15 protein-coding genes and 2 pseudogenes are annotated in these 19,862 nt (G+C 64.6%); 9 read left to right on the top strand and 8 right to left on the bottom strand.

Annotation, left to right across the window (positions count from 1 at the left end; all coding sequences use genetic code 11):
- Positions 1 to 7 precede the first annotated feature (7 nt).
- From FHU13_RS18355 to FHU13_RS18335, 5 genes and pseudogenes are all read left to right on the top strand, one after another.
- Positions 8 to 766, top strand: a complete 759-nt coding sequence (locus tag FHU13_RS18355) for an ABC transporter ATP-binding protein (protein ID WP_183437301.1) — start codon at positions 8 to 10, stop codon at positions 764 to 766.
- On the top strand, positions 763 to 2,157 hold the full coding sequence (locus tag FHU13_RS18350) for a DUF3526 domain-containing protein (RefSeq protein ID WP_183437300.1): 1,395 nt from the start codon (positions 763 to 765) through the stop codon (positions 2,155 to 2,157). Before FHU13_RS18355 ends, FHU13_RS18350 begins: the two co-directional genes overlap by 4 nt.
- The gene (locus FHU13_RS18345) at positions 2,154 to 3,659 is read left to right on the top strand and encodes a DUF3526 domain-containing protein (protein WP_183437299.1); all 1,506 of its coding nucleotides are present in this window, start codon (positions 2,154 to 2,156) and stop codon (positions 3,657 to 3,659) included. The genes FHU13_RS18350 and FHU13_RS18345 overlap by 4 nt, the downstream gene beginning before the upstream one ends.
- Positions 3,660 to 3,907: 248 nt before the next feature.
- Positions 3,908 to 4,087: pseudogene (locus FHU13_RS18340) on the top strand (transposase); the annotation flags it as partial.
- 197 nt (positions 4,088 to 4,284) lie between these two features.
- Positions 4,285 to 4,506, top strand: a complete 222-nt coding sequence (locus FHU13_RS18335) for a DUF2934 domain-containing protein (protein ID WP_312889612.1) — start codon at positions 4,285 to 4,287, stop codon at positions 4,504 to 4,506.
- A gap of 243 nt (positions 4,507 to 4,749) precedes the next feature.
- Here FHU13_RS18335 and FHU13_RS18330 read toward each other — a convergent pair whose 3' ends face one another.
- From FHU13_RS18330 to FHU13_RS28415, 7 genes and pseudogenes are all read right to left on the bottom strand, one after another.
- Entirely contained in the window at positions 4,750 to 6,918 is a 2,169-nt protein-coding gene (locus FHU13_RS18330) for a TonB-dependent receptor (protein WP_183437298.1), read from the bottom strand.
- A gap of 172 nt (positions 6,919 to 7,090) precedes the next feature.
- Complete coding sequence (locus FHU13_RS18325) at positions 7,091 to 7,543, bottom strand: Fur family transcriptional regulator (RefSeq protein ID WP_183437297.1); 453 nt, start codon at positions 7,541 to 7,543, stop codon at positions 7,091 to 7,093.
- Positions 7,544 to 8,315: 772 nt separating this feature from the next.
- A complete protein-coding gene (locus tag FHU13_RS18320) occupies positions 8,316 to 8,705 on the bottom strand; it encodes a TIGR02300 family protein (RefSeq protein WP_183437296.1) in 390 nt (129 codons plus the stop codon).
- A gap of 288 nt (positions 8,706 to 8,993) precedes the next feature.
- A complete protein-coding gene (locus tag FHU13_RS18315; RefSeq protein ID WP_183437295.1) occupies positions 8,994 to 9,539 on the bottom strand; it encodes a hypothetical protein in 546 nt (181 codons plus the stop codon).
- Between the two features lie 226 nt (positions 9,540 to 9,765).
- Entirely contained in the window at positions 9,766 to 12,111 is a 2,346-nt protein-coding gene (locus FHU13_RS18310) for a TonB-dependent siderophore receptor (protein WP_183437294.1), read from the bottom strand.
- Positions 12,112 to 12,776: 665 nt separating this feature from the next.
- Positions 12,777 to 12,926 (bottom strand): annotated as a pseudogene (locus tag FHU13_RS18305) (transposase); the annotation flags it as partial.
- A complete protein-coding gene (locus tag FHU13_RS28415) occupies positions 12,901 to 13,296 on the bottom strand; it encodes a hypothetical protein (protein WP_312889618.1) in 396 nt (131 codons plus the stop codon). The gene FHU13_RS28415 and the pseudogene FHU13_RS18305, both read right to left, overlap by 26 nt.
- On the opposite strand from FHU13_RS28415, the gene FHU13_RS18300 reads away from it, so the two are divergent.
- Positions 13,189 to 13,467: a DUF930 domain-containing protein gene (locus tag FHU13_RS18300; RefSeq protein WP_312889617.1), complete on the top strand. Its 279-nt coding sequence runs from the start codon at positions 13,189 to 13,191 to the stop codon at positions 13,465 to 13,467. The two genes, FHU13_RS28415 and FHU13_RS18300, sit on opposite strands and share 108 nt — an antisense overlap.
- 292 nt (positions 13,468 to 13,759) lie before the next feature.
- Here FHU13_RS18300 and FHU13_RS18295 read toward each other — a convergent pair whose 3' ends face one another.
- Entirely contained in the window at positions 13,760 to 14,773 is a 1,014-nt protein-coding gene (locus FHU13_RS18295; protein WP_183437292.1) for an IS110 family transposase, read from the bottom strand.
- Between the two features lie 626 nt (positions 14,774 to 15,399).
- On the opposite strand from FHU13_RS18295, the gene FHU13_RS18290 reads away from it, so the two are divergent.
- The 3 genes from FHU13_RS18290 to FHU13_RS18280 all read left to right on the top strand — a co-directional run bounded on the left by FHU13_RS18290 (position 15,400) and on the right by FHU13_RS18280 (position 19,858).
- The gene (locus FHU13_RS18290) at positions 15,400 to 16,059 is read left to right on the top strand and encodes a sensor histidine kinase (protein WP_183437291.1); all 660 of its coding nucleotides are present in this window, start codon (positions 15,400 to 15,402) and stop codon (positions 16,057 to 16,059) included.
- A 456-nt stretch (positions 16,060 to 16,515) separates the two neighbouring features.
- A complete protein-coding gene (locus FHU13_RS18285) occupies positions 16,516 to 17,397 on the top strand; it encodes an AraC family transcriptional regulator (protein ID WP_183437290.1) in 882 nt (293 codons plus the stop codon).
- Positions 17,398 to 17,560: 163 nt separating this feature from the next.
- Positions 17,561 to 19,858 carry a TonB-dependent siderophore receptor gene (locus FHU13_RS18280; protein WP_183437289.1) on the top strand — a complete coding sequence of 766 codons (2,298 nt, stop codon included), beginning with the start codon at positions 17,561 to 17,563 and terminating at the stop codon, positions 19,856 to 19,858.
- Positions 19,859 to 19,862 lie beyond the last annotated feature (4 nt).

Here is a 19,862-nt window from a genome sequence, read left to right as displayed (position 1 = left end):
TCAGCGCATGTATCGCGAACATAGCGAACTTTCCGAGACACGGGCAGACGATCCGGTGCTGGCGATCCGGGCGACGATAAAGCGCTTCGAGGCACGCACCGCCCTGGACGGCCTGGACCTGACGCTGCAGGCCGGCGAAGTCTTCGCCCTGCTCGGACCGAACGGAGCCGGCAAGACCACGACGATCAACCTGATCCTCGGCTTCCTGAAGCCGGATGCCGGCTCGGTCCGGGTCTGCGGGATCGAGGCCGGCGCCGACCCAGTCGGTGCGCGGAGCCACGTGGCCTACATCCCCGAGCAGGTCGCCCTCTATCCGGACCTCTCGGGCCTCCAGAACCTGCGCTACTTCGCAACGCTCGCCGGTCTCGTCCTGCCCGCAGACGCATCGCGCCGGCTGCTCACTGAGGCCGGCCTGCCCAACGAGGCTCATGGTCGGCCCGCCGCGTCCTACTCGAAGGGCATGCGCCAGAAAGTCGGGATCGCCGTCGCCCTCGCCCGCCGGGCGCGGCTCCTGCTTCTCGACGAACCAACCTCCGGGCTCGACCCGAGCGCGGCGGCCGACTTCTCGGTCACAGTGCGCCGCGCGGCGGAGCGGGGCACCGCGGTGCTGATGGCGACCCACGACCTCTACCGGGTGCGCGAGATGGCCGACCGCGTCGGCGTGCTGAGCCGCGGCCGCATCGTCGAGGAGGTTGATCCGAAGACGCTCGACCATGTCGCGCTCGAACGCCTCTACATCGAGCGTCACGCCGAGATCGCGGCATGAAGCGGGTCGCGGCTGAAGTCGCGCTGATCCTTCGCGACGCGCGCGTGCGTTGGATCGGCGCTGGGCTGATCCTGCTCCTGGCTGTGACGGGCTTCGGCGCGTGGCGGGAGGCCCAACGCTATACGGGTCAGGCGGCCCAGATCACGGCAGCCGAGCGTGAGCGCTGGCTCGGGCAGGACGCCAAGAACCCGCACTCGGCCGACCATTTTGGCCTGTGGCTGTTCCGGCCCTCCGCGCCGCTCGCCGTGCTTGATCCTGGCACCGAGCCCTATACCGGCCGCATGGTGCGGGTGGAGGCGCACGTCTTCAACGATGCGGTCTACCGCGCCGTGCAGGATGCCGGGCCACTCGCCCGCACCGGCCTCGGCACCATCGCCGACATCGTGCAGCTTGTGGTGCCGCTCGTGGCGATCCTGCTCGGCTTCTCCGCCTTTGCTGCTGACCGGGAGCGCGGAACCCTTCGTCTTGCCCTGGGCAATGGTGCCCCGCCGGACCGCCTCTTCGCCGCCCGCTTTGCAGCACTTCTCCTCGTGCTCATCCTCGTCGTCGGCTGTCCGCTCCTCGCGATCGGGGGCTTTGTAACGGCGGGCCAGAACGGTGCAGGCTGGCAGGTGCCGGCGCGCCTGCCGGCCTGGGTCGCCGTGCAGATCGCTTATGCCAGCGTGTTCCTGCTCCTGGCGATGCTGGTCTCGCTCGTGGCCCCGACCGCCCGCGCCGCGCTCGCGGCCGCGCTCGTGGCCTGGGTCCTGCTCTGCGTCGCGGCACCGCGCCTCGCGACGGCCGGTGTCGATGCTCTCGTGCCCACACTCTCCTACCGCGAGGTCCGGGCACGCATCGATGCCGGCTTCCGAGAGTACAAGACGGCGGAGGCGAGCGACGAGCGCGCCCGGGAGGTACTGGCCCGCTACGGCGTCGACGACGCGCGCGAGCTGCCCGTCGATCTCGACGGTCTCATGATGTTCGAGAACGAGAGCCACAACTTCGCGGTCTACGATCGCGAACTCGGCGCCTTCTTCGAGAGCCTCGCGAGCCAGGAGCGGGCGTTCGGCTGGGCCGGCCTGCTCTCCCCGCGGGTCGCCCTGCAGGCTCTCTCCCAGACGCTCGCCGGCACCGACTTCGCTCAGCATGCCCACTTCGTCTGGAATGTCGAAGCCTATCGCCGCAGGATCTCTGAGCGCATGAACGGCGAGATCCGCGATCATCCGCAGCACGGCAGGGGCCGGCTCATTGCCGGGGCGGAGCTGTGGCAGCAAATCCCGCCCTTCGTCCACGCCCCGCTGCCGTTGACGCGGTCCCTGGCGGATGCGGGCGTGCCGGCCCTCGTTCTCGCCCTATGGCTCACGCTGCTCGCCGGCCTGAGCCTGCCGATGATCCGGAGGCTGAAGCCGTGAGCGTTGCCCGCTTCCCCCGTCTGCTCGGTGCCGAACTGCGGCTCGTCCTGCGCGAACGCCTGACCTGGGCCATCCTCGCCGTGCTCTTCGCCGCCCTCTGTCTGGCGGCCTGGACCGGGGCGGAACGCGTCGCGCGCGAGCGCACCGCGATCGCCGCGGCGGCCGACGACAGCGCGCGGGCCATTCGTGAGGCTAGAGCCGCCCATGAGCGCTATGCACGGCCCAGCCCGATCAAGGTGAACTACTGGCAGGATCCGACCGACGCGTTCGGCTTCATGACCTACTTCCTGGCCGCCTACGCGGTGAAGCCACCGCCCCCCCTCGCCCTCCTCGCCGCCGGCCAGTCCGACGTGCAGCCCGCAGTGACGAAGGTCAGCTTCGGCTTCAGCACGGTGTTCGACGACACGGCCTACGAACTCGGCTCGGCGGCCAGACTCAAGCTCGGCCCCTTCGACCTCGCTTTCGTCCTGGTCTACCTTGTGCCGCTCGCGGTGATCGCGCTCGCCGGCACCCGCCTCTCGGCCGAGCAGGATGCTGGGATCCTGCGGATGATCGCGGCGCAGCCCGTCGGGCCGCTCCGGGTTGCCGCGGCGAAGTTCGGCGCGGTCGCGCTAGTTGCCGTCACCGGTGTCGTCGGTGGCACGGGCTTGGCGCTGGTCCTTGCCGGCGGCCTCAGACAGCTCGCCGGCTGGGAGACCACGCTGGCGCTGCTCGCCGCGGCACTCGCGACCTACGTCTTGCTCTGGGTTGCGGCCTGCGCGTTGGTGGCAAGCCTCTGGCAAGGGGCGGTCGCCGCGCTGGCGATCCTCGTGCTGGCCTGGGCCGGCATCACCGTGGTGCTGCCGACGGGGCTCGGCATCGCGCTCGATGCCGTCGCACCGATGCCCTCTCGGATCGCAGCGATCGACGCCAGCCGGCAGGCCCAGGCTCTGTTCTCGACCGGTGAGAAGGGTGCACGGATCACGGCGGCCTGGGCTGCCCGCAACGTTCCGGACACCGCACAGCGGCCAGACCTCGTCGAAGCCCCGGAGATCAAGCGTCTGGCCCGCGACGCGTTCTACGATGAGGCGTTGGCCGACCATCGGGAAGCCGTGCGCGAACATGCTCTGGCAGCATCGGCCTGGAGCCAACATCTGGCGCTTCTGTCGCCCGCCACGATCCTCGCCATCGCGCTTGAGACCGCAGCCGGCACCGATGCGGGACGGCATGTAGACTTCCTGACGGCCGGCGGCACCTATCGGCGCCAGCTGCGTGCCTTCTTCGAGCCGCGCATCCTCGCCCAGGCCATGAACCCGGTTCCCGTCTGCGCGGGGTGCCCGGCCCGCCTCAACTTCGACGCCTACGACGCCGTGCCCGCGTTCGCACCCTCGATGCCGCGCGCGCGCCGAGCGTCAGGCCCTGGTGGCGCTCGGCTCCCTCTTGGCCGGCGCCCTGCTGCTGATCGCGCTCGCTTCCCGTCGGCTCACGGAATGGCCGTCGTGATGCTCTCGCATCAGAGCTAGGGTCTGCCACGGGTTGGCAGCAGTGGTTGTAGCATGCCAGGAAAACGTTCGGACCCTGTTGGCGAATTCCGAGCGGTCGTGGGCTGGGTGTAGGGTGGCCGTCCCGCCCGGAGGCCGCTCATGTCGCTCCGCCCGCAATCCGCGCTCCCGCCGGTGCCTGAGGACACGGCTCGGATCGCTCGAACCGCGTTCCGCCGCGGCAATCCCTACCTGCTGCTGCGGGATCACCTCGGTCCCATTTTCGCCGAATCTCGCAGGGCGTGCGCAGCTTCGGCCTGCGCCGAGCCCGCTACCGTGGACTGGCGAAGACGACCTTCCAAGGGGTGGCCACGGCCGCTGCCCTCAATCTCGATCGTCTTGCCGCTTGGTTCGGGCACAGACCCCTGGCTTCGGCGCACACCTCACGCTTCAGCGCTCTCGCCGCATAGCCATCGACTTCGCCAACAGTGTCCGGTCGTTTTATGGACATAGCGTAGCGCAGGTTTTAGTTGTGAGTTGTTAGCGTGGAAACACAGGAGCAACGCCTCAGGGTGATGCTCATCACTGCTGCGTTATGAGTCGTTTGCTAGGGCTCGCCGCTCTGATCTAAGCCGGTCCCATGTGTCCCACTGCCGACACCGGCTGAATGGGTCTGGCCGCAGTTTGCAGGTTTCTTGTCCCAATGCCGCAGGCCGAGCCGCCAATCACGCCAGCTGAGATCCGGCAGCGAGCCTATGATTTGTGGGAACGCAATCATCAGCCGGATGGCTTTGAGGTCGAGTTCTGGCTCCTAGCTGAGCGAGAGCTGCGCGCCGAACGGCGAGCGAAACAGCCCCAGCAGACAACGCCCAACAACTTTACATCATGATCCACGCAGCCGCGCTTCAGATGCCGCATGGAAATCTGAACGCATTAAAGCCGCGCTGATCCACGACAAGGCTGTGCCACGAGTCGAAAGCAGGCATGGCTCACAACTGCGGCGCTCATAACTCGGATTAGAAGCACGGTCCGCACACAAAAGGACCATGCAGGCTGCGGGCACGCCAGCTGTACCGGCCACGGATAAGACCCTTGGCCCGCCTCTACTTTTCTAGCAGAGGCGGGCGATACATCAGAACCGCGCCGTCAGGAACAGGCGGACGTTGCGGCCCGGCAGCAGGATCTCGTCCTTCTTGAATGAGGCCGAGTTGCGGATGTCGTCGTCGAGCAGGTTGCGGCCCTGCAGGCCGAGCGTCACCTCGGTGGCGCCGTAGAGTGCCGGATCGAGCGCCTGGGTGTAGGCGAGTTCCGCGCGCAGGTCGTTCCAGCCCTTAGTCGGCGTCTCGAAGGAGGCGATCTCTGTGTGGTCGAAGGCATGGAGCAGGTTGATGCGCGCGAACCAGCCGTTGGCCGCGACGAAGGCGCCGCCGCCGAGCCGGTGCGGCGGAATGCGCGGCACGTAGGAGCCATCGTCGAACTGGGCGCGGACGAAGTCGTACTGCGCCTCCAGGCCCGCCCAGCCGTCGCCCACGGGCAGGAGGTCGAGCTGCGCGGCGATCTCGGCGCCGTAGAAGATGGTGTTGGCCTGCGAGTAGACGACCTGGCGCAATTCGTCGCCGGTGCCGCAGGAGCCGAAATCGTCGTCGCAGCGGTTGCCGGTGTCGCGCCGGTAGATGAAGCCGGTGTAGCGGGTGTAGTAGCCGGTAGCGTCGATGCGCAGCGGCCCGATACCCCGGCGCAGGCTTAGCTCGACCGTACGGGCGCGCTCCAGCCGTAGGGCCGGGTCGCCGATCTCGAAGGTCGCGGAGGCGTGGTGCGGCCCCTGCGAGAACAGCTCGTAGCCGGTCGGGGCGCGCTCGACATAGGAGCCGTTGAGACTCGCCACGAAGCCGTAGGGCAGGTCCTGCAGCGCGCCGATGCTCGCGCTCTTGGGCGCGAAGCGGCGGGTCCGGGCGTAGCTGAAGGGCTCCCCGTCCGTCGGCAGGTAGCTTCCCGGAAACTGCGTCGCGATGCTGTTGAGCCGGTCGCCCTCGATGCGGCCCGCCGCCTGGAAGCGCAGGCCTCCGCCAACGGCCAGTTCCTCGAACAGGTAGGCAGCCAGCATCCGCGACTCGGTCGGTGGCAGGAAGGCCTCGAGCTGCGTGTTGAGCACCCGCCGGCTCGCCTGCACACCGACCGCGCCCGTGAGCGTGCCGAGTGCCGTGAAGACCGGCACGTGCTGCGCCTCGAAGCGCGCCTCGACCTCGCGGTTCTTGAAGATCGCCTGCACGCCCTCGGCCCCGCCGCCATGGGCATGATCGTGGTCGTGATCTTCCCCGTGATCGTGATCGTGGTGATCGTGCCCGATGCCGATCTCCTCGTGGCGGTAGACCGAGTAGCCCGCCCAGAAGCGCAGCACCTCGAAGGGGCCGTCCAGGGGCCGGTACTCGCCGCGGGCGAGCACCCGATCCTGGTTCGGGGTCAGCCGGGTGCGCGCCTCCTCCGCCTCGCCGCCGGGGATCTGATAGAGCGCGTTGAAGTGGCTGTAGGAGATGCCGAGGAAGCCGCGGTCGCCGATCGCCGAGATGCCGACCGAGCCCCCTTGCGTCTCGGTCGCCGAGTTGCGCTGGATGCCCCCGGGGATGGCGTAGGAATCGGTCGCGGTCGCGAACCCGTCGGCATGGACCGCGATGCCGTTCGCGCCCGCATCGATGCTCGCCGCCCCGAGCCGGCCGTTGTCGACGGTGGTGTAGCCGGTCGTGACCTGCCCCGTGATCCCGCGGGCGGGAATGAAGGTCGGCACCTGATTGTTCTCGGCCGAGACCACGCCGCCGATCGCCCCCGAGCCGTAGCGCAGGGTCGCGGGGCCGCGGATCACCTCGATCCGGCTGGCGTTCAGCGGGTTGACCGGCACCGCGTGGTCCTCGCCGAGATCCGACACGCCGCCGTTGACGATGCCGTTCTCCTGGATGCGCACCCGCGCCTGGTCGAGGCCGCGGATGATCGGCCGCGAGGCCGCCCCCGGCGCGTAGGTCGAGGCGGAGATGCCGGGCCGGTCGAACAGGGCGTCGCCGAGCGTGCGCGGCTGGTCGCGGGCGATCCGCTCCTGGGGCACGACGGTCACGGGGGAGAAGGTGTTCGTCGCCACAGGCAGCACCTCGGCCGCTCGCGCGAACGGCACGGCGGGGGAGGGGGTCGCCGGGGCGGGGGACCGCGCCTGGACCGGGCTCACGGACGTGACGCTGATCTCCTCAAGCGTCGCCGCCGATTGAGCACGGGCATCGCAGGACATGCCGACGAGCAAGGGCACCGCAATTAGCATGGTGCTCGAAAGAGCGCAGGCACGCAGATGACGTGACATAAGACCAGACTGCCAGTTGCAATGTAACAATGTAACGTATGGCTTGGCAGCTACGACCTAGGCAACAAGCGCGACGGTACGCGAGAGCGTTTGGACCGGTATGTAACGTTATTACAACATGAGGTGTGGGGGCTCAGGCTGCAGAGCGGCATTCCGTGCACCGGCCCGTGATCTCAATGAAACGAGAACCGGGATCAAATCCATGGGAGGAGGATATCTGGGTGATCACGTCCTGCAGCGCTCCTGACGCGACCTCACTGACGTCGCCGCAGTCTGCGCACATCAGCAGCGCGACGGGTCCGTTCACGTCCGGCAGTTCGCTGCAGATGTAGGCCTTGTGCAGAGCGATGTATCGCACGAACCCGGCCTTGATTAGAAACTCCAAGGCCCGGTAGACAGTTGGCGGTCCGACCGGCTTTCCGGGGGCAAGTTGGCGGACAAGCGTGTAGGCCGGAACAGGTGCACGTGAAGCTGCCAGCAACTCCAAAACGCGGCGTCGGATCGGGGTAAACTTCAGGCCACGAACGCGGCAGACAAGTACCGCGCGCTCAACGACCTTCGCCTCCCTAGCAGCCTTCGCCGTCATCGTCGCCTCGCGAAGAGTCACGCTCGCCATTGACATTGCAACGTTATAGCGTCTCGATCAACGGCAATGGTGTAACATCAGCCATATATCCCGTTATCGATGCCTGCTCACCACGCTCGCCTGCCTGCGATCATGTTTCCCAGCCTCCTTGGTGCTGGCAAGTCAACCCTGTGTTCCAGTCGCTGAAAGCATTGCGCCCGTTCCACAGTCCTGACGGAACGGCGTGCCCAGCTGAAGGCAGCTCTCACGGACACCCAGCAGCTTGATGATCAGGACTCCCTGCAAGTTACCGAGATCACCTGCCCAGACCCTGACGGTGCCGACTGCATCCCTATTCTGCTGGGGATGCGTGTCGAGCAGGCGCTGGAACAGATCACTGCAGAAGACTGCCTGCGCATCACCGCGGAGGATAGTGAAAAGCGAGCCAATGCCCTGCCGTAGCTGTCGCAAGCGTCGCCCCCATCGCAGTATCCACCGAGTGCGGGCGGGCGCCATAACGCTGGATCAACCGAATGGTTGCTGATCTAACACTCTGGGACCTCGTCACCGAGGAGCGCATCGCCATTGAGGATCTGGGGAGTGCCATCGACGCCTATCTGGCCGATCCCGAAACCGGAGAGCATCAGATCGATGCCCACTACACCCTTGATCTGGCGGCCTCGATCGCTCGATATGCGACTAGGCGCCAGCTGACAGAGCTGAACGACACGCACACGCCCTCGCGGCGCATCGCGATACGCTCAGCTCTGCTCATGGCACGTCCTGTTAGACGTCAATCCTCGTCGTCGTTCTCGAGGTCGACAAGATCGCTGGTGTTGTCGTCATCCTCGTCTACGATGAGTGTATCATCAGCGGCGTCGTCAGCGTCGTCTCCGATGGTAAGGTCGTCGTCGCCTTCGGCATCACCGTTAGGATCCGCGTCAGCCTCCTCGCTCTCGACCTCATCGAGCGAAACGAGTTCGGCACCCTCCACCTCAGGCTCGTCCTCTTCAGCATCTGCTTTCGAGAGGGCTGGCGCTGCCCCGCGCGTGAAGGGCACTCCAGCAGAAAGGGGCACGACTTCGCCTGTGTAGGGCGAAATCACAGGATCACGGTTGAGATCATAGAACTTTTTGCCAGTGGCTGGGCAAATCCGTTTGGTCCCGCGATCGAAACGGTCCATGCACACCTCCGTGTAACAATGTTGCACTCGCTGAGATGCGCCCGCCACTGAAGCGTGTCAATCGCAGCGGTTAAGGTGATGAGTGGGATGCCTCTCGCTCGCTGTATCTCACGTTCTCGATTGCTAGGCGAGCGTACAAACATCCTGAACATGTGCGTATGAGATACCGTAGTACGAAGACATGCGGTCACGACATCGGCCTGTCGTGCTGTTTCCGCCAAGGGTAGGCAGAGTCACACTGCCGCTTTCTCCACATACTGAAAGGGGCTGACCTTCCAGCCGATGTGCTCACGCTGAACCCTCCGCCTGCGCGGTCGCACGTGCCGTGTACTTGTAGGCGCCGACGAGTGCGAGCAGGGTCGCGATGATGTCGAGGCGCCGCGGGATCTCGGGCACGTAGACCATTGCGGCGTCGGCGAGCACCAGCACCGCGAAGGCCGTGGCCCAGACGAGGCTGATGCTGCGGTTGATTGCAAGGAAGCGCGGATTGTCCCAGACCTCTCGCGGCGCCCCCTCACGGGCGTACTGAAGCGTGAACGGCCGTCCAACCGCGAGCGAGGCGAGCACGATCAGGAGGAGGCCCGCGTCGACGACAAAGCGCACCGACGGGATCGTCCAAGCCTGTCCGGTCGCTCTGGTGTAGAGGGCAAGGGCCGCGAACAGCGCGAGGGTACCGACCTCCAGGATCTTGAAGGAGCGGCCCAGCACGAGGCAGTCGCGCAGTAGAAGCGCGCCGGCGACGAGGGCTCCGGCCCAGAGCGCGGCTTCGACGTAGCCGAGATGGATGAGCACCGCGAAGGCGAAGAAGGGTGCGAAGCTTAGGAGCAGGTTCATCGCAGCACCGCACATTGAGGTCAGCATCCGCCAGATCTGCAAGCTTTGCTGTACATCTTTCCGGCGGTTTTCGCACTCCATTCCAATGCTTGCAATCGGTCGGAAGCGGCTGCCCGCGGATGTCACCTAAACGGTCATTTCTGAACACAGCTGTCCGACTGTTTTGATTGCAGCCATCGATGTGACCAACCCCTGGGTGAGATCTGCCGAAGTGGCGTGCAGCTTATCACCAGCGATAGCGCAAGGCGCCGTAGACCGTCCGCGGTAGGCCGTAAAAGCAGGTCTGATAGCTGAAGCAGCCGGTCACGTAGCGATCATCGAGCAGGTTCTGGGCGTTGACCTGCAACTGAAAGCCCTGGAGCGTCGCGTCGAGATGCTTCAGGTCGTAGGTGAGCAAGGCATCGACAAGAACACTCGCGGGCACCTTGAAGGTGTTGGCCGGATCGCCCCAGGAGGGGCCAAGGTAGCGCACTCCGCCGCCAATCCCGAGGCCGAGCAGCGGCCCTTCGGCGAAGCGGTAATCCACGAACAGCGAGGCGGTGGAGTCCGGCACCAGCACTGGGCGGCGGCCGACGAGTGGCACTGGCTGTCCAGTTAGTTCGTTGGTGGTGTTGGTGATGTCGCTCACGTTCCGGGTATCGAGGATCGAGAAACCGCCGATGAGATTCAGGTTCTCGGAGACGTTCACGCGCGCTTCGAACTCGATACCTTGTACGCCGACCTCCCCGGTCTGCACGACAAAGCCTTGTCTGTTTGGGGTCGGGTCCGGCTGTGTCGCATTCGAGCGCCGAATGTCGAAGGCTGCTGCCGTGAGCAGGATGTCAGTGCCGGGGGGCTGGTACTTGATACCGGCCTCGTACTGGTTGCTGGAAATCGGGTCGGGAATACGCCCGACTGTGCCAAAGGTTGGGTCAAAGATGCGCCCGCCGGTGATCGGCTCGAATGCCTCACTGTAGGAAACGTACGGAGCGACGCCGTTGTCGAACAGGTAGAGGAGGCTTGCCCGCCCGGTGAAGGCGTCCGCCGGGGCATTCTGGATCGCAAGCGCACCGGTGGCCAGTGTGCGCGTCGGACCACTCTGCCGGGCGATGTCGTAGCGCCCGCCCAGCGTCAGGACGAGCCGGTCGAACTTGATCTGATCCTGGAAATAGACGCCGGTCTGCTCGGCCGTGATAGCCGCTTCGGTGGAGAAGGCCGGGAAGTTGATGTTCATCTCGTAGTTCGGGAACAGCACGTTCAGATCGGGCGCCCGAGGGAAAGGTGTCGCCAGCGTCCGCGTGCGGAACGTGCGATGATCGACGCCGAGTAGAGCGGTATGTGCGACCGGGCCGGTGTCGAAGTTGGCCACGAAGTTGTTGTCCATCGTCCAGGCGTCGATGCCAACCTGAGTACCGCCCTGCGAACGGCCGAGGATCGGCCCGCTGGACGCGGTCACCGTGTTGAAGGCGCCGTAGACGCTGCGGTAGTCGCCTTCGCTTCTCAGGTAGCGCCCGGCCGAATGGAAACGTAGGTGCTCGTTGATGCGGTGATCGAACAGATAGCTGATCGAGGCCTGGTTCCGGTCGGAACGCTCGATGTTGCGGTCGCCATCGTAGAAATCGACCGGAAGGCGCCCGACAGTGCCATTGCCGAAGTTGCGCGGGAATACGGTGCCGATCGCTGGGAAGCCGCCGTAGAAGCCGGAGAACGGATCGCGCTGGTAGTTGCCTATGATCGTGAGTTGCGTATCCGCGTCGGGCCGCCACGTCAGGCTCGGATTGATGAAGAAGCGCTCGACCTCGGTAGTTACCGCCGGCCCGTCGCCCTTCCATCCCAGGCCGATCACCCGATAGGCGAACTGATCTGCGACCCCGCCGCTGCCGTCGCCGACCGGCCCCCCGACGTCGAAGCCGCCGCGCACCTCGTTGAAGCCGCCGCCCTGGACGAAGATCTCACCGTGGCGGACGAATTGCGGCACCTTCGATACGAGGTTGACGATGCCGCCCGGGCCCGACTGCCCGTAGAGCACCGAGGCCGGTCCCTTGATGACATCCACACGCTCAAGCCGATAGGGATCAACAGTCGGGAAAGCGTCACGGCTACCGGGCAGCGATAAGCCATCCAGGAAAAGCGGGGCGGTGAAGCCGCGGATCGAGAATTGCTCCAGTCGGGTCGAGCCGGCGCCGCCGCGCTGCTCCGTCGTAACGCTCGGGGTGTAACGCAGGGCTTGGTTGATGGTCAGCGCATTCTGATCCTGGATCTGCTCGCGGCTGATGACCGAGATCGACTGCGCGGTCTCCAGGATCGGCGTGTCGGTCTTGGTACCCACCGTGCTGCGGCTCGCGACGTAGCCCGGGACCGGTCCCGAAGCCCCACCAGGACCGTACAAAGCCCCGCCAAGCGTCGCGCCGCGCCCCTCGCCGGTTACGCTCAGTTCGGACAGTTCAACGGCGGACTCGGCAGCCGGCTGCGCCAAAACTGGCAGAACAGCACAAAAGGTGACCGCACCGGACAGCATGGTCGAAGCAAGCAAGTGATGACTCAATCGCGGGCGGAGAGCCAACCATATGGGCTTCGCAGAAATATCGTGCATGACCATCTCCGTATATTGAGCGGGCATACTTATCCGGTATCTAGAAGTCGACCTTGAGAGACGACCCCTCGCTCAGGAAGTCGGCTGACAGTATGATATTTACAACACTAGTTTAGTATTATTCTCGATTATGATTGATGCAATTTTTAGCGCAGAAGTTGTTTCGCGAGCCAAGCGCTTCCTTATGAGCGATAATCGCCTACGCTGAGCGCAGCAAACATGATCTCCCACTATGTGAGATCGAGGGGCGGCGCGAATTGGGACAAGCAGGATGGGTGCAGGTAGATGTCGAGCTAGCCCGATCCCCGGATGCTGACCAGCAGCTGCGTTGCGTATTGGCTCTCCGCCGTATGGACACGGCGCGGCATGCCCGCCAGCCCGTGAGCAGTTCGGGCAGCGGGGCTGGTCACTGATTGTTAACCATACCGTCTCCATCTCAGGGACATGCCGATCGCGATCCTATCGCTCGATCGGACGCGGCCACGATGCTGGGATTGGGGTGACGCCGGATGAACGCGCACTTTCGTTCCGGCTCCCGTGGCCGCTCTCTTTTCAGCACTTCCCTGCCCTAGGCTGCTGCTAGCTGCCAAGCCTGGAATCATTCGTTTAGAGCACGAGCACGCCGAAGGCGGCCCGCCATGCTGGTGGGTGCTGCACGTGACGTGCGGATCGGCCGCCGCCTGCTTCACCCACCGGTGCAGCATCGTCTCGTGAACGTCGAGGTCGCGCGCTGCCTGCGCGACGCTGACCCCGCGTTCCCGAAGCAGTTGAACCGCCTCGATCTTGAACTCACGCCCGAACTTGCGATGCTGCATGGAGCACCTTCGGCTTCACCATCACATCTAAACCGAGTGTCTGTGAAACCGGCAGCAGACCGATCGCGGACCTCGGCGCCACGCCAGCAAGCTTGGCCATAGACGTGCCTAAATCGCCGCTCAAGCAAGAGCCATGATCCGGACAACCGTTCTCACCCTTGCCGTAGCCTGCGCCGTGAGTTCTGCGCATAGCGTAGCCGAGGCCGGACAGTCGCCCGAGGCGCGGGATCGCCTGATGCTCAAAGTGGAACTCGGAACCCGGATCGAGCAGCGGTGTGACGCGAGAGCCGGCGGCGAAGTCTCGCGCCAACATCCAGGCCTCCAAGCCGACAAGGTGATTGCTTACGCTCTGGCCGATCCACAGGAGCACGGAACGGAAGTCGTCGCACCGGGTGCGGTTGTCAGGAGCCGAGGCCGTTGGTTCCGCCTCTCCTTCCGCTGCAGGACCACGCCCGATGGGCTCGGGATCGTGGCGTTCGAGCACACCCTCGGCCCCGAAATCCGAGGCTGGGACATGAGCAAGCTCTACCGCGGCGACTGAACGCTGGGGACGATTGCTCTTACTGAAGGCTACAGCCGCTTCCAACCGATTTCGTTCTCTAATGGGTCAATGGGCGGCAGCTCGATCCAGAGCGTTCGACGCTTTCGGATGCCTGCGTTCTCTACGTGCTCGTGCGGCACTTGATGGGGTCAGCTGGGTGCGGGGCGGCTCGGTTGAAACCGCAGTCGGCACGAGGCCGCATGCTACAGTATCGGCGCCGTCCTCCACTCCCTCCCTCGGGCGTCGCTCCCGCTCGGGAGCTCGGTTCGGCCTCCTAGCCCACGACAGGCACTTACGCGGGCTTCAATTCGGTCCCTTGCCGCAGCATCGCATGCATGATGATCGCCAGTCGGCGCGCGAGCGCGATGCGCGCCTTGCGCATCGTCGAGCGTTGCGCGATGGCCAGGGCCCACTCCTTCAGCTTCAGAGGCCGCCTGCAACGCGTCAGCATCACGTTGGCGGCTTCGTACAGCAGCGTTCTGACCCGCCGGTCGCCGCACTTCGAGATGCTGCCGGTGTAGTCGACCTCGCCCGATTGGTAGCGTCGCGGAACAAGGCCAAGATACGCACCGACGTCGCGCGAACGCCTGAAGCGCTCCGGATCATCGATGGCTGCCGCGAAGGCGAGTGCGGTGAGCTGGCCGACGCCGGGGATCGTCATCAAGCGCCGGCAGGCATCCGACGCGCGGACCATCTTCTTGATGTCCGCGTCGATGGCTGCCACGGCCGCCAGCACAGCGGCTGGCGCGCCGATCAGGCCGCGCATGGCTGCGGACAGCCCGGCGATCCCGTCGCTTGAACGCAGAGCCTGCTCGATGAAGGCAGGGCTGAGGGCCCGCGGCAACCGAACCCCGAACACGACGGCAAGGCCGCGGATCTGGTTCTCCAGCGTGACTCGCTGGCCGACCAGCTTCTTGCGCGCGAGGATCAACGACCGCACGGCGTGGGCTGGCAGCGACTTGACGTGCACCGACTTGAAGAAGCCCGTTCGTGCCAGGTGAGCGAGACCGCGCGCATCGTTGCGGTCGGTCTTGTGCGTCGTGAGCGACTTCAGCGCTTGGTGAGCCTGCCGGCTCTCGACGCAGACGACCGGCACACCGGGTTCAGCCAAGCCGTGGAACAGCATCGGAGCCATCCGGCCCGTCTCGAACACAACCCGACGGCAGGCGGGCGCCTTCTTGAGTTCCTGCGCAATGTTGGCAGGCGTAGAGGCCACCTTCGACTGATGGGTAATTACTCCGTCGCGGTCGAGCACGCAGACGTGCGTCTCCTCCATCGAGACATCCAGGCCAGCGAAATACTCCATGATCAGCCTCCTCTTCCGGCAGCGGAGCCGATCCTATCGACTTCCGCGGAAGAGCTGCCGCCCATTACCCGATGTTGAAAAACTCGGGATCGGCCCGATGCAGCACCGCTAGCCGCAGTTCTTGGAGAAGATCCTACCTCCAGATCGCCCAGGATGCGCGACTATCGTGGCGTCGCATGATTGGAAAGAGGCGAACATTCTCCAGCGACCTATGCTGGGCGACGCTTGGCGCATTGCCCCGGAGTTTTTCAACAAAATCAACCTTTAGCGGACAGAGACCCTGAACTCAGCCGCATCGCCCGTTTGTAAGACTCGCAAGTTCGCGTTTGACGCCGCTCTGGACAGGAGGTGCGCTACCTACCGGTGTGAATACGACGTCATCCCCACGCTCAGATGCTCGCAAATCTTTGAGACTAAGTTGTCCGATGTACTCTATAGTTGATGCTATCTCTGCTGCAAGCTGGCATATTTTCGTGACCTTCTCTGCGCCAATGTCTATGCGATACAATCCGTTTAGCAGCGCGATGTAGTAGATGCTGTTCAGGTTATCGGCATATACGGGCCCGCCCGAGTTCAGCCAGGAAGACGTCCAGTTTCTGCGCACCTATGCTAGCATTCTTGGGCCGGTGATCGACCGCCTGCACAAGGTGCATGACCTGCAGGTCGCGCTCGATGCCAACAAGCACCTGATGCAGGAGCTGCAGCACCGCATCGCGAACCATATCGGCATCATCACCTCTCTCGTGCGAATGCGGGCGAAGGAAACGAGTTCGCACGAGGCGCGCCAAGAATTGACGGCGGTTGGTGAACGGGTCGAGACGCTACGGCTCGTTCACCAACAGCTCTACGCCGCCAACACGGCCGAGCGCCTGCGCCTGCGGCCCTATGCGACGCAGTACGTCGAGAACCTGTGCCACCTGCACGCGGACCAATCCGGCCCCGTGCGGCTGGAAATCGAGATCGAAGAAGTGGACCTTGGGCCGGATACGGCGGTGCCGCTCGGCCTGATCCTGAACGTGTTCACCACCAACAGCCTGAAATATGCCTTCGGCGGCCAGGGCGGTGTGATCGCGATCAGCGTCGAGGCGCCGGAGCAGAGTACGTTTCGTGTGCGCCTAAGCGACAACGGCAAGGGGTTGCCGCGCGAGCCTCAGGCCGCCAAGCCCGGTTCTGGCACGGGCATGCGCCTGATCGAGGCGCTGGCCCGTCAGATCGGCACAAAGCCGCACTGGTCAGCGGCGGGCGAGAGCGGCACCGAGCTGTGCCTTGTGTTCACCCTGCGCTGACAGCGACCGCACACCGCCGCGGTCGCTCAGGCGCGATGCGTAAGGAAAACCTTCGCTTTTTACACGCACGCGATCGCACAACCAGAGGGCTGCTCCGGCCGGTGAGCGGCAGTTCACTTGTCGCGAGATGGAGGTCGGTACTGCGGGCTAAAGCGGACAATTCGTGTCAGGATCGAGGTTGGCGGGGTCACGATGCTTGGTCGTCATGCCCTATCGCGCCTGAGCGGAGAGAGACACCATCAGGGCGGACTTGAGCCCATATATTCTGGCATTGTTGCGTCCGGCGAGCGATAAATCCGCCTCTATACACCACTGTTTTTATGCAGTATCGGGGATTAAGTCTTAATGTCTATGGCGAGAGAGGCGTCTCATACCCCATCTAATTTTAAAGTATTATTACTAAAGACATTGTCTCCGCATTTCCTTCCTGTAGTGGCGGGCGAAGAACAGAGAACGATGGCGAACTTGGTCCACGGCATCCTGCTGCCAAAGCAATTCGTCTCTCTGCTCGCGGGGGGCTTGGTCATCTCGACTGGCGAGAACGAGTTCTCCGAAGAGCGACGGGTGATCGAGCCATTCAAGCGGGGCTTGACCGCTGCCGTCACCCTCGAAGGGCGCATGTCATGCCGGATCGACGACCGGTCACCCATCCAGATTGAGGCGCCGTCCGTCAGCCTCATCCTGAGTGCCTCCGAGCATCGCCGCGAGCAGGTCTTCTCGCCGGGCCAGACCTTTCGCTACGCCCTCGTCCATCTTTCAATCGGGATTGCCGAGTCCCACACCGGCATCGGTTTCGAGGCGCTGCTCACGCGTGCGATGCAGCGCAATGGCGGCCATGCACCCGTCTTCCTCACCACGGCGGCCGATGCTGCCGTCCGCTCGATCGCCTCGCAGATTATGGTCTGTCCGGTCCAAGGGGCGGCCCGCGACCTTTTTCTCCTGGGTAAAAGCCTGGAGCTCGTCGCCTGTGCGATCGACAGCTGCCTGCCTGTCGACGCCCTGTCGGAGGTCGGAAACGGGCTGTCCTCGGGTGAGATAGAGCGCATTACCGCCGCGCGTGACATCCTGGTGCGCCGCTACGCCGAGCCGCTCGTCGTGTCGCAACTCGCCGCAATGGTTGGCCTGAACGCAAAGGCGCTGGGCATCGGCTTTCGGCGTTTATTCGGGACGGGCATCCCCGACTTCCTGCAGGAGTATCGGTTGCAGCTCGCCTACAACATACTCGCGGCAGGAGAGGCCGGCGTCGCCGAGACAGCCTACCGGGTCGGTTACACGCCGGCGTACTTCTCGACGTTGTTCCGGAACCGTTTTGGCCTCTCGCCACGAGAGCTCCGCTGAGCTCAGATCGTAATTGTTCCAGATAAGACCGAAAAGGAAAGTCTCGATCTCGTAAGTTCGTGCGATTGCTCGCCTCAGCCTAATCTTCCTATGAGCGAACGCGTTCCCCGAGGGAGTTCGAGCGTTCCTGCGCTCCCGGGGATGCCTTCCGGGACCGAAAGTCGTGCTCAAGATCTTGCATTCCCGCCGCGAGCCCTGGTCGTCACTGCTCCTGCTCGGCGGCACTCTCGTATCCATTTCCGGCACGGCCTCCCAGGCCGCGCCCGGCATCCGGACTGGCGCCACGACCGAAGAAGTCACTCTCGACGCCCTCTCTGTCGAGGGTTCAGGCGGCCCTGGTGGTGGGCCATCCGCCGGCTACGCACCGGCTGTGACTGCAACGGGAACGAAGACCGCGACGCCGATCGGTCGGACGCCTCAGTCGATTACGGTGGTGCCCCGCGCACAGATCGAGGCGCAAGCCTCGCTCAGCGTCAGCCAAGCCCTGCGCTACGAACCTGGCCTGGCCGCCGAGACGCGCGGCGGTAATCGGTCTGACAGCGTCTTCATCCGTGGCTTCGGCGGCTTCGGCGGCAATGCCAGCTACGTACAGTTCCTCGACAACCTGCGCCTGCCGAAGGGCGTCAACTACGCCATCCCGTCGATCGAGCCTTACCTGCTGGAGCGCATCGACGTCCTGCACGGGCCGGCTTCCGTGCTCTATGGCCAGTCCAATCCCGGCGGCTTGGTCAATCTCGTCGGCAAGCGTCCGCTCGCAGTCCCCTATAACGAGGTCATCACGCGGATCGGCAATTACGGACATGTGGAGGGCGGCTTTGACCTAAGCGGCCCCGTCGATCCGGAGGGACACCTCCTCTACCGCTTGATCGGCCTCGGGCGCGACACAGACACCGCCGTCAAGGACAGTTCGAACCAGCGCATGATGATTGCGCCGATGCTGACTTGGCGCCCAGATGCCGCCACGACCCTCTCGGTCCAAGGCCTGTATCAGCGCGATCCCAACAGCTTCCACTCGAACTGGATGCCGGCCCTCGGCACGCTGCTGCGCAACCCGAATGGGCAGATCCCCTACACCTTCCAGAGCGGCAACCCGCTCTACAACAGCTTCAGCCGAGACCAGGCCGCTTTCAGCTACCAGTTCGAGCACATCTTCGACGACACGCTCGCGGTGCGCCAGAACTTCCGCTACTTCCATCTCGATACCGACTTCAAGGCCTTCTCGGTGCCCGCGGGCGGCAGCCCTTACGCGGCATCCTCCCTCTGCGGGGGCCGAACTTATCTGTGTCTTGCCCGCACGCCGCAGCGCTACGTCGAGAGCCTGGACGCGATCGCCCTCGACAACGAGGCGGAGGCGCATTTCTGGACGGGGCCGCTGAAGCACACGGTGCTGACCGGCCTCGGCTATCTCTGGACAGGTCCGACAGCCAAGTACGGGACGGGTACGACGAGCTACGTCAACTACCTGACCGCTGCCTACGGCGCCTTCACCGTGCCTGGCCTGACGACCGAGCAGCGACAGGATAACAGTCAGCTCGGCCTCTATGGCGAGGACCAGATCCAGTGGGGCAACTGGAACTTGCAGGCGGGCATCCGCCACGACTGGGCCAGGAACTGGTCGCAAACCACGACCCTGTCGACAGGCCGCTCGACGGTGGCCGAGACCAACAGCGAGGCGACGACGTGGCGTGTGGGCTTGCTCTACCAATTCGAGAATGGCTTGGCACCCTTCGCGGATTACGCGACTTCGTTCGAGCCGCAGGCAGGCACCGGTTACGGTGGGACGCCATTCCAGCCGACGACGGGTGAGCAGTACGAAATCGGTATCAAGTACCAGCCGCCGGGCGTCGATGCGCTCCTGCAGGTCGCCGCCTTCGACCTCACGCAGTACAACGTTCTGACGACCGACACCGCCCACACCAGTACCAACACGGCGGTGACGGGGTGCAGCGCCACCGTGTGCCAGGTTCAGACTGGTGCGATCAACTCGAAGGGCGTCGAGTTCAGCGCCAAGGCATCTCCCTTGCCTGGCCTCGCGCTGATTGCTTCGTACGGATACGCCGATGTGAGAGTCACGCGCAGCAGCGTGGTCACGGATGGCGTCGCCGTTCAGGGAAAGCGGCCGGTGGGCGTACCGGATCAGACGATCGCCGGCTGGGGCGACTACACCTTCCAGAGCGGGGAGCTGCGCGGTTTCGGCTTCGGTGGCGGCTTGCGCTACATCGGCGCTTCGTTCGGAGATGCGGTCAACTCCGCCGCTTACAAGGTACCGGGTTACCTGCTCCTCGACGCGCAGGTTCACTACGATTTCGGGGCTATGAACCCCGCTTTGAGAGGGCTGACTGCGGCGGTGAACGCTACCAATCTGTTCGACAAGCAGTACGTCTCTGCATGCGCCTCGGCGAACCAGTGCTTCTACGGGACGAGCCGCACCATTCTCGCCACCGTGTCCTATCGCTGGTGAGCCC

The sequence above is a fragment of the Methylobacterium sp. R2-1 genome (genome assembly GCF_014191355.1).
Lineage (GTDB): Bacteria > Pseudomonadota > Alphaproteobacteria > Rhizobiales > Beijerinckiaceae > Methylobacterium.
The sequence above is the reverse complement of the archived record's forward strand: the minus strand, read 5'-3'. Positions and strand labels throughout refer to the sequence as shown.

Coding starts and splice junctions, on each gene's coding strand:
- FHU13_RS18355 (WP_183437301.1), top strand. CDS start 8: ATGTATCGCGAACATAGCGAACTTTCCGAGACACGGGCAGACGATCCG.
- FHU13_RS18350 (WP_183437300.1), top strand. CDS start 763: ATGAAGCGGGTCGCGGCTGAAGTCGCGCTGATCCTTCGCGACGCGCGC.
- FHU13_RS18335 (WP_312889612.1), top strand. CDS start 4,285: ATGGGTCTGGCCGCAGTTTGCAGGTTTCTTGTCCCAATGCCGCAGGCC.
- FHU13_RS18330 (WP_183437298.1), bottom strand. CDS start 6,918: ATGCTAATTGCGGTGCCCTTGCTCGTCGGCATGTCCTGCGATGCCCGT.
- FHU13_RS18325 (WP_183437297.1), bottom strand. CDS start 7,543: ATGACGGCGAAGGCTGCTAGGGAGGCGAAGGTCGTTGAGCGCGCGGTA.
- FHU13_RS18320 (WP_183437296.1), bottom strand. CDS start 8,705: ATGGACCGTTTCGATCGCGGGACCAAACGGATTTGCCCAGCCACTGGC.
- FHU13_RS18315 (WP_183437295.1), bottom strand. CDS start 9,539: ATGAACCTGCTCCTAAGCTTCGCACCCTTCTTCGCCTTCGCGGTGCTC.
- FHU13_RS18310 (WP_183437294.1), bottom strand. CDS start 12,111: ATGCACGATATTTCTGCGAAGCCCATATGGTTGGCTCTCCGCCCGCGA.
- FHU13_RS18295 (WP_183437292.1), bottom strand. CDS start 14,773: ATGGAGTATTTCGCTGGCCTGGATGTCTCGATGGAGGAGACGCACGTC.
- FHU13_RS18285 (WP_183437290.1), top strand. CDS start 16,516: ATGGCGAACTTGGTCCACGGCATCCTGCTGCCAAAGCAATTCGTCTCT.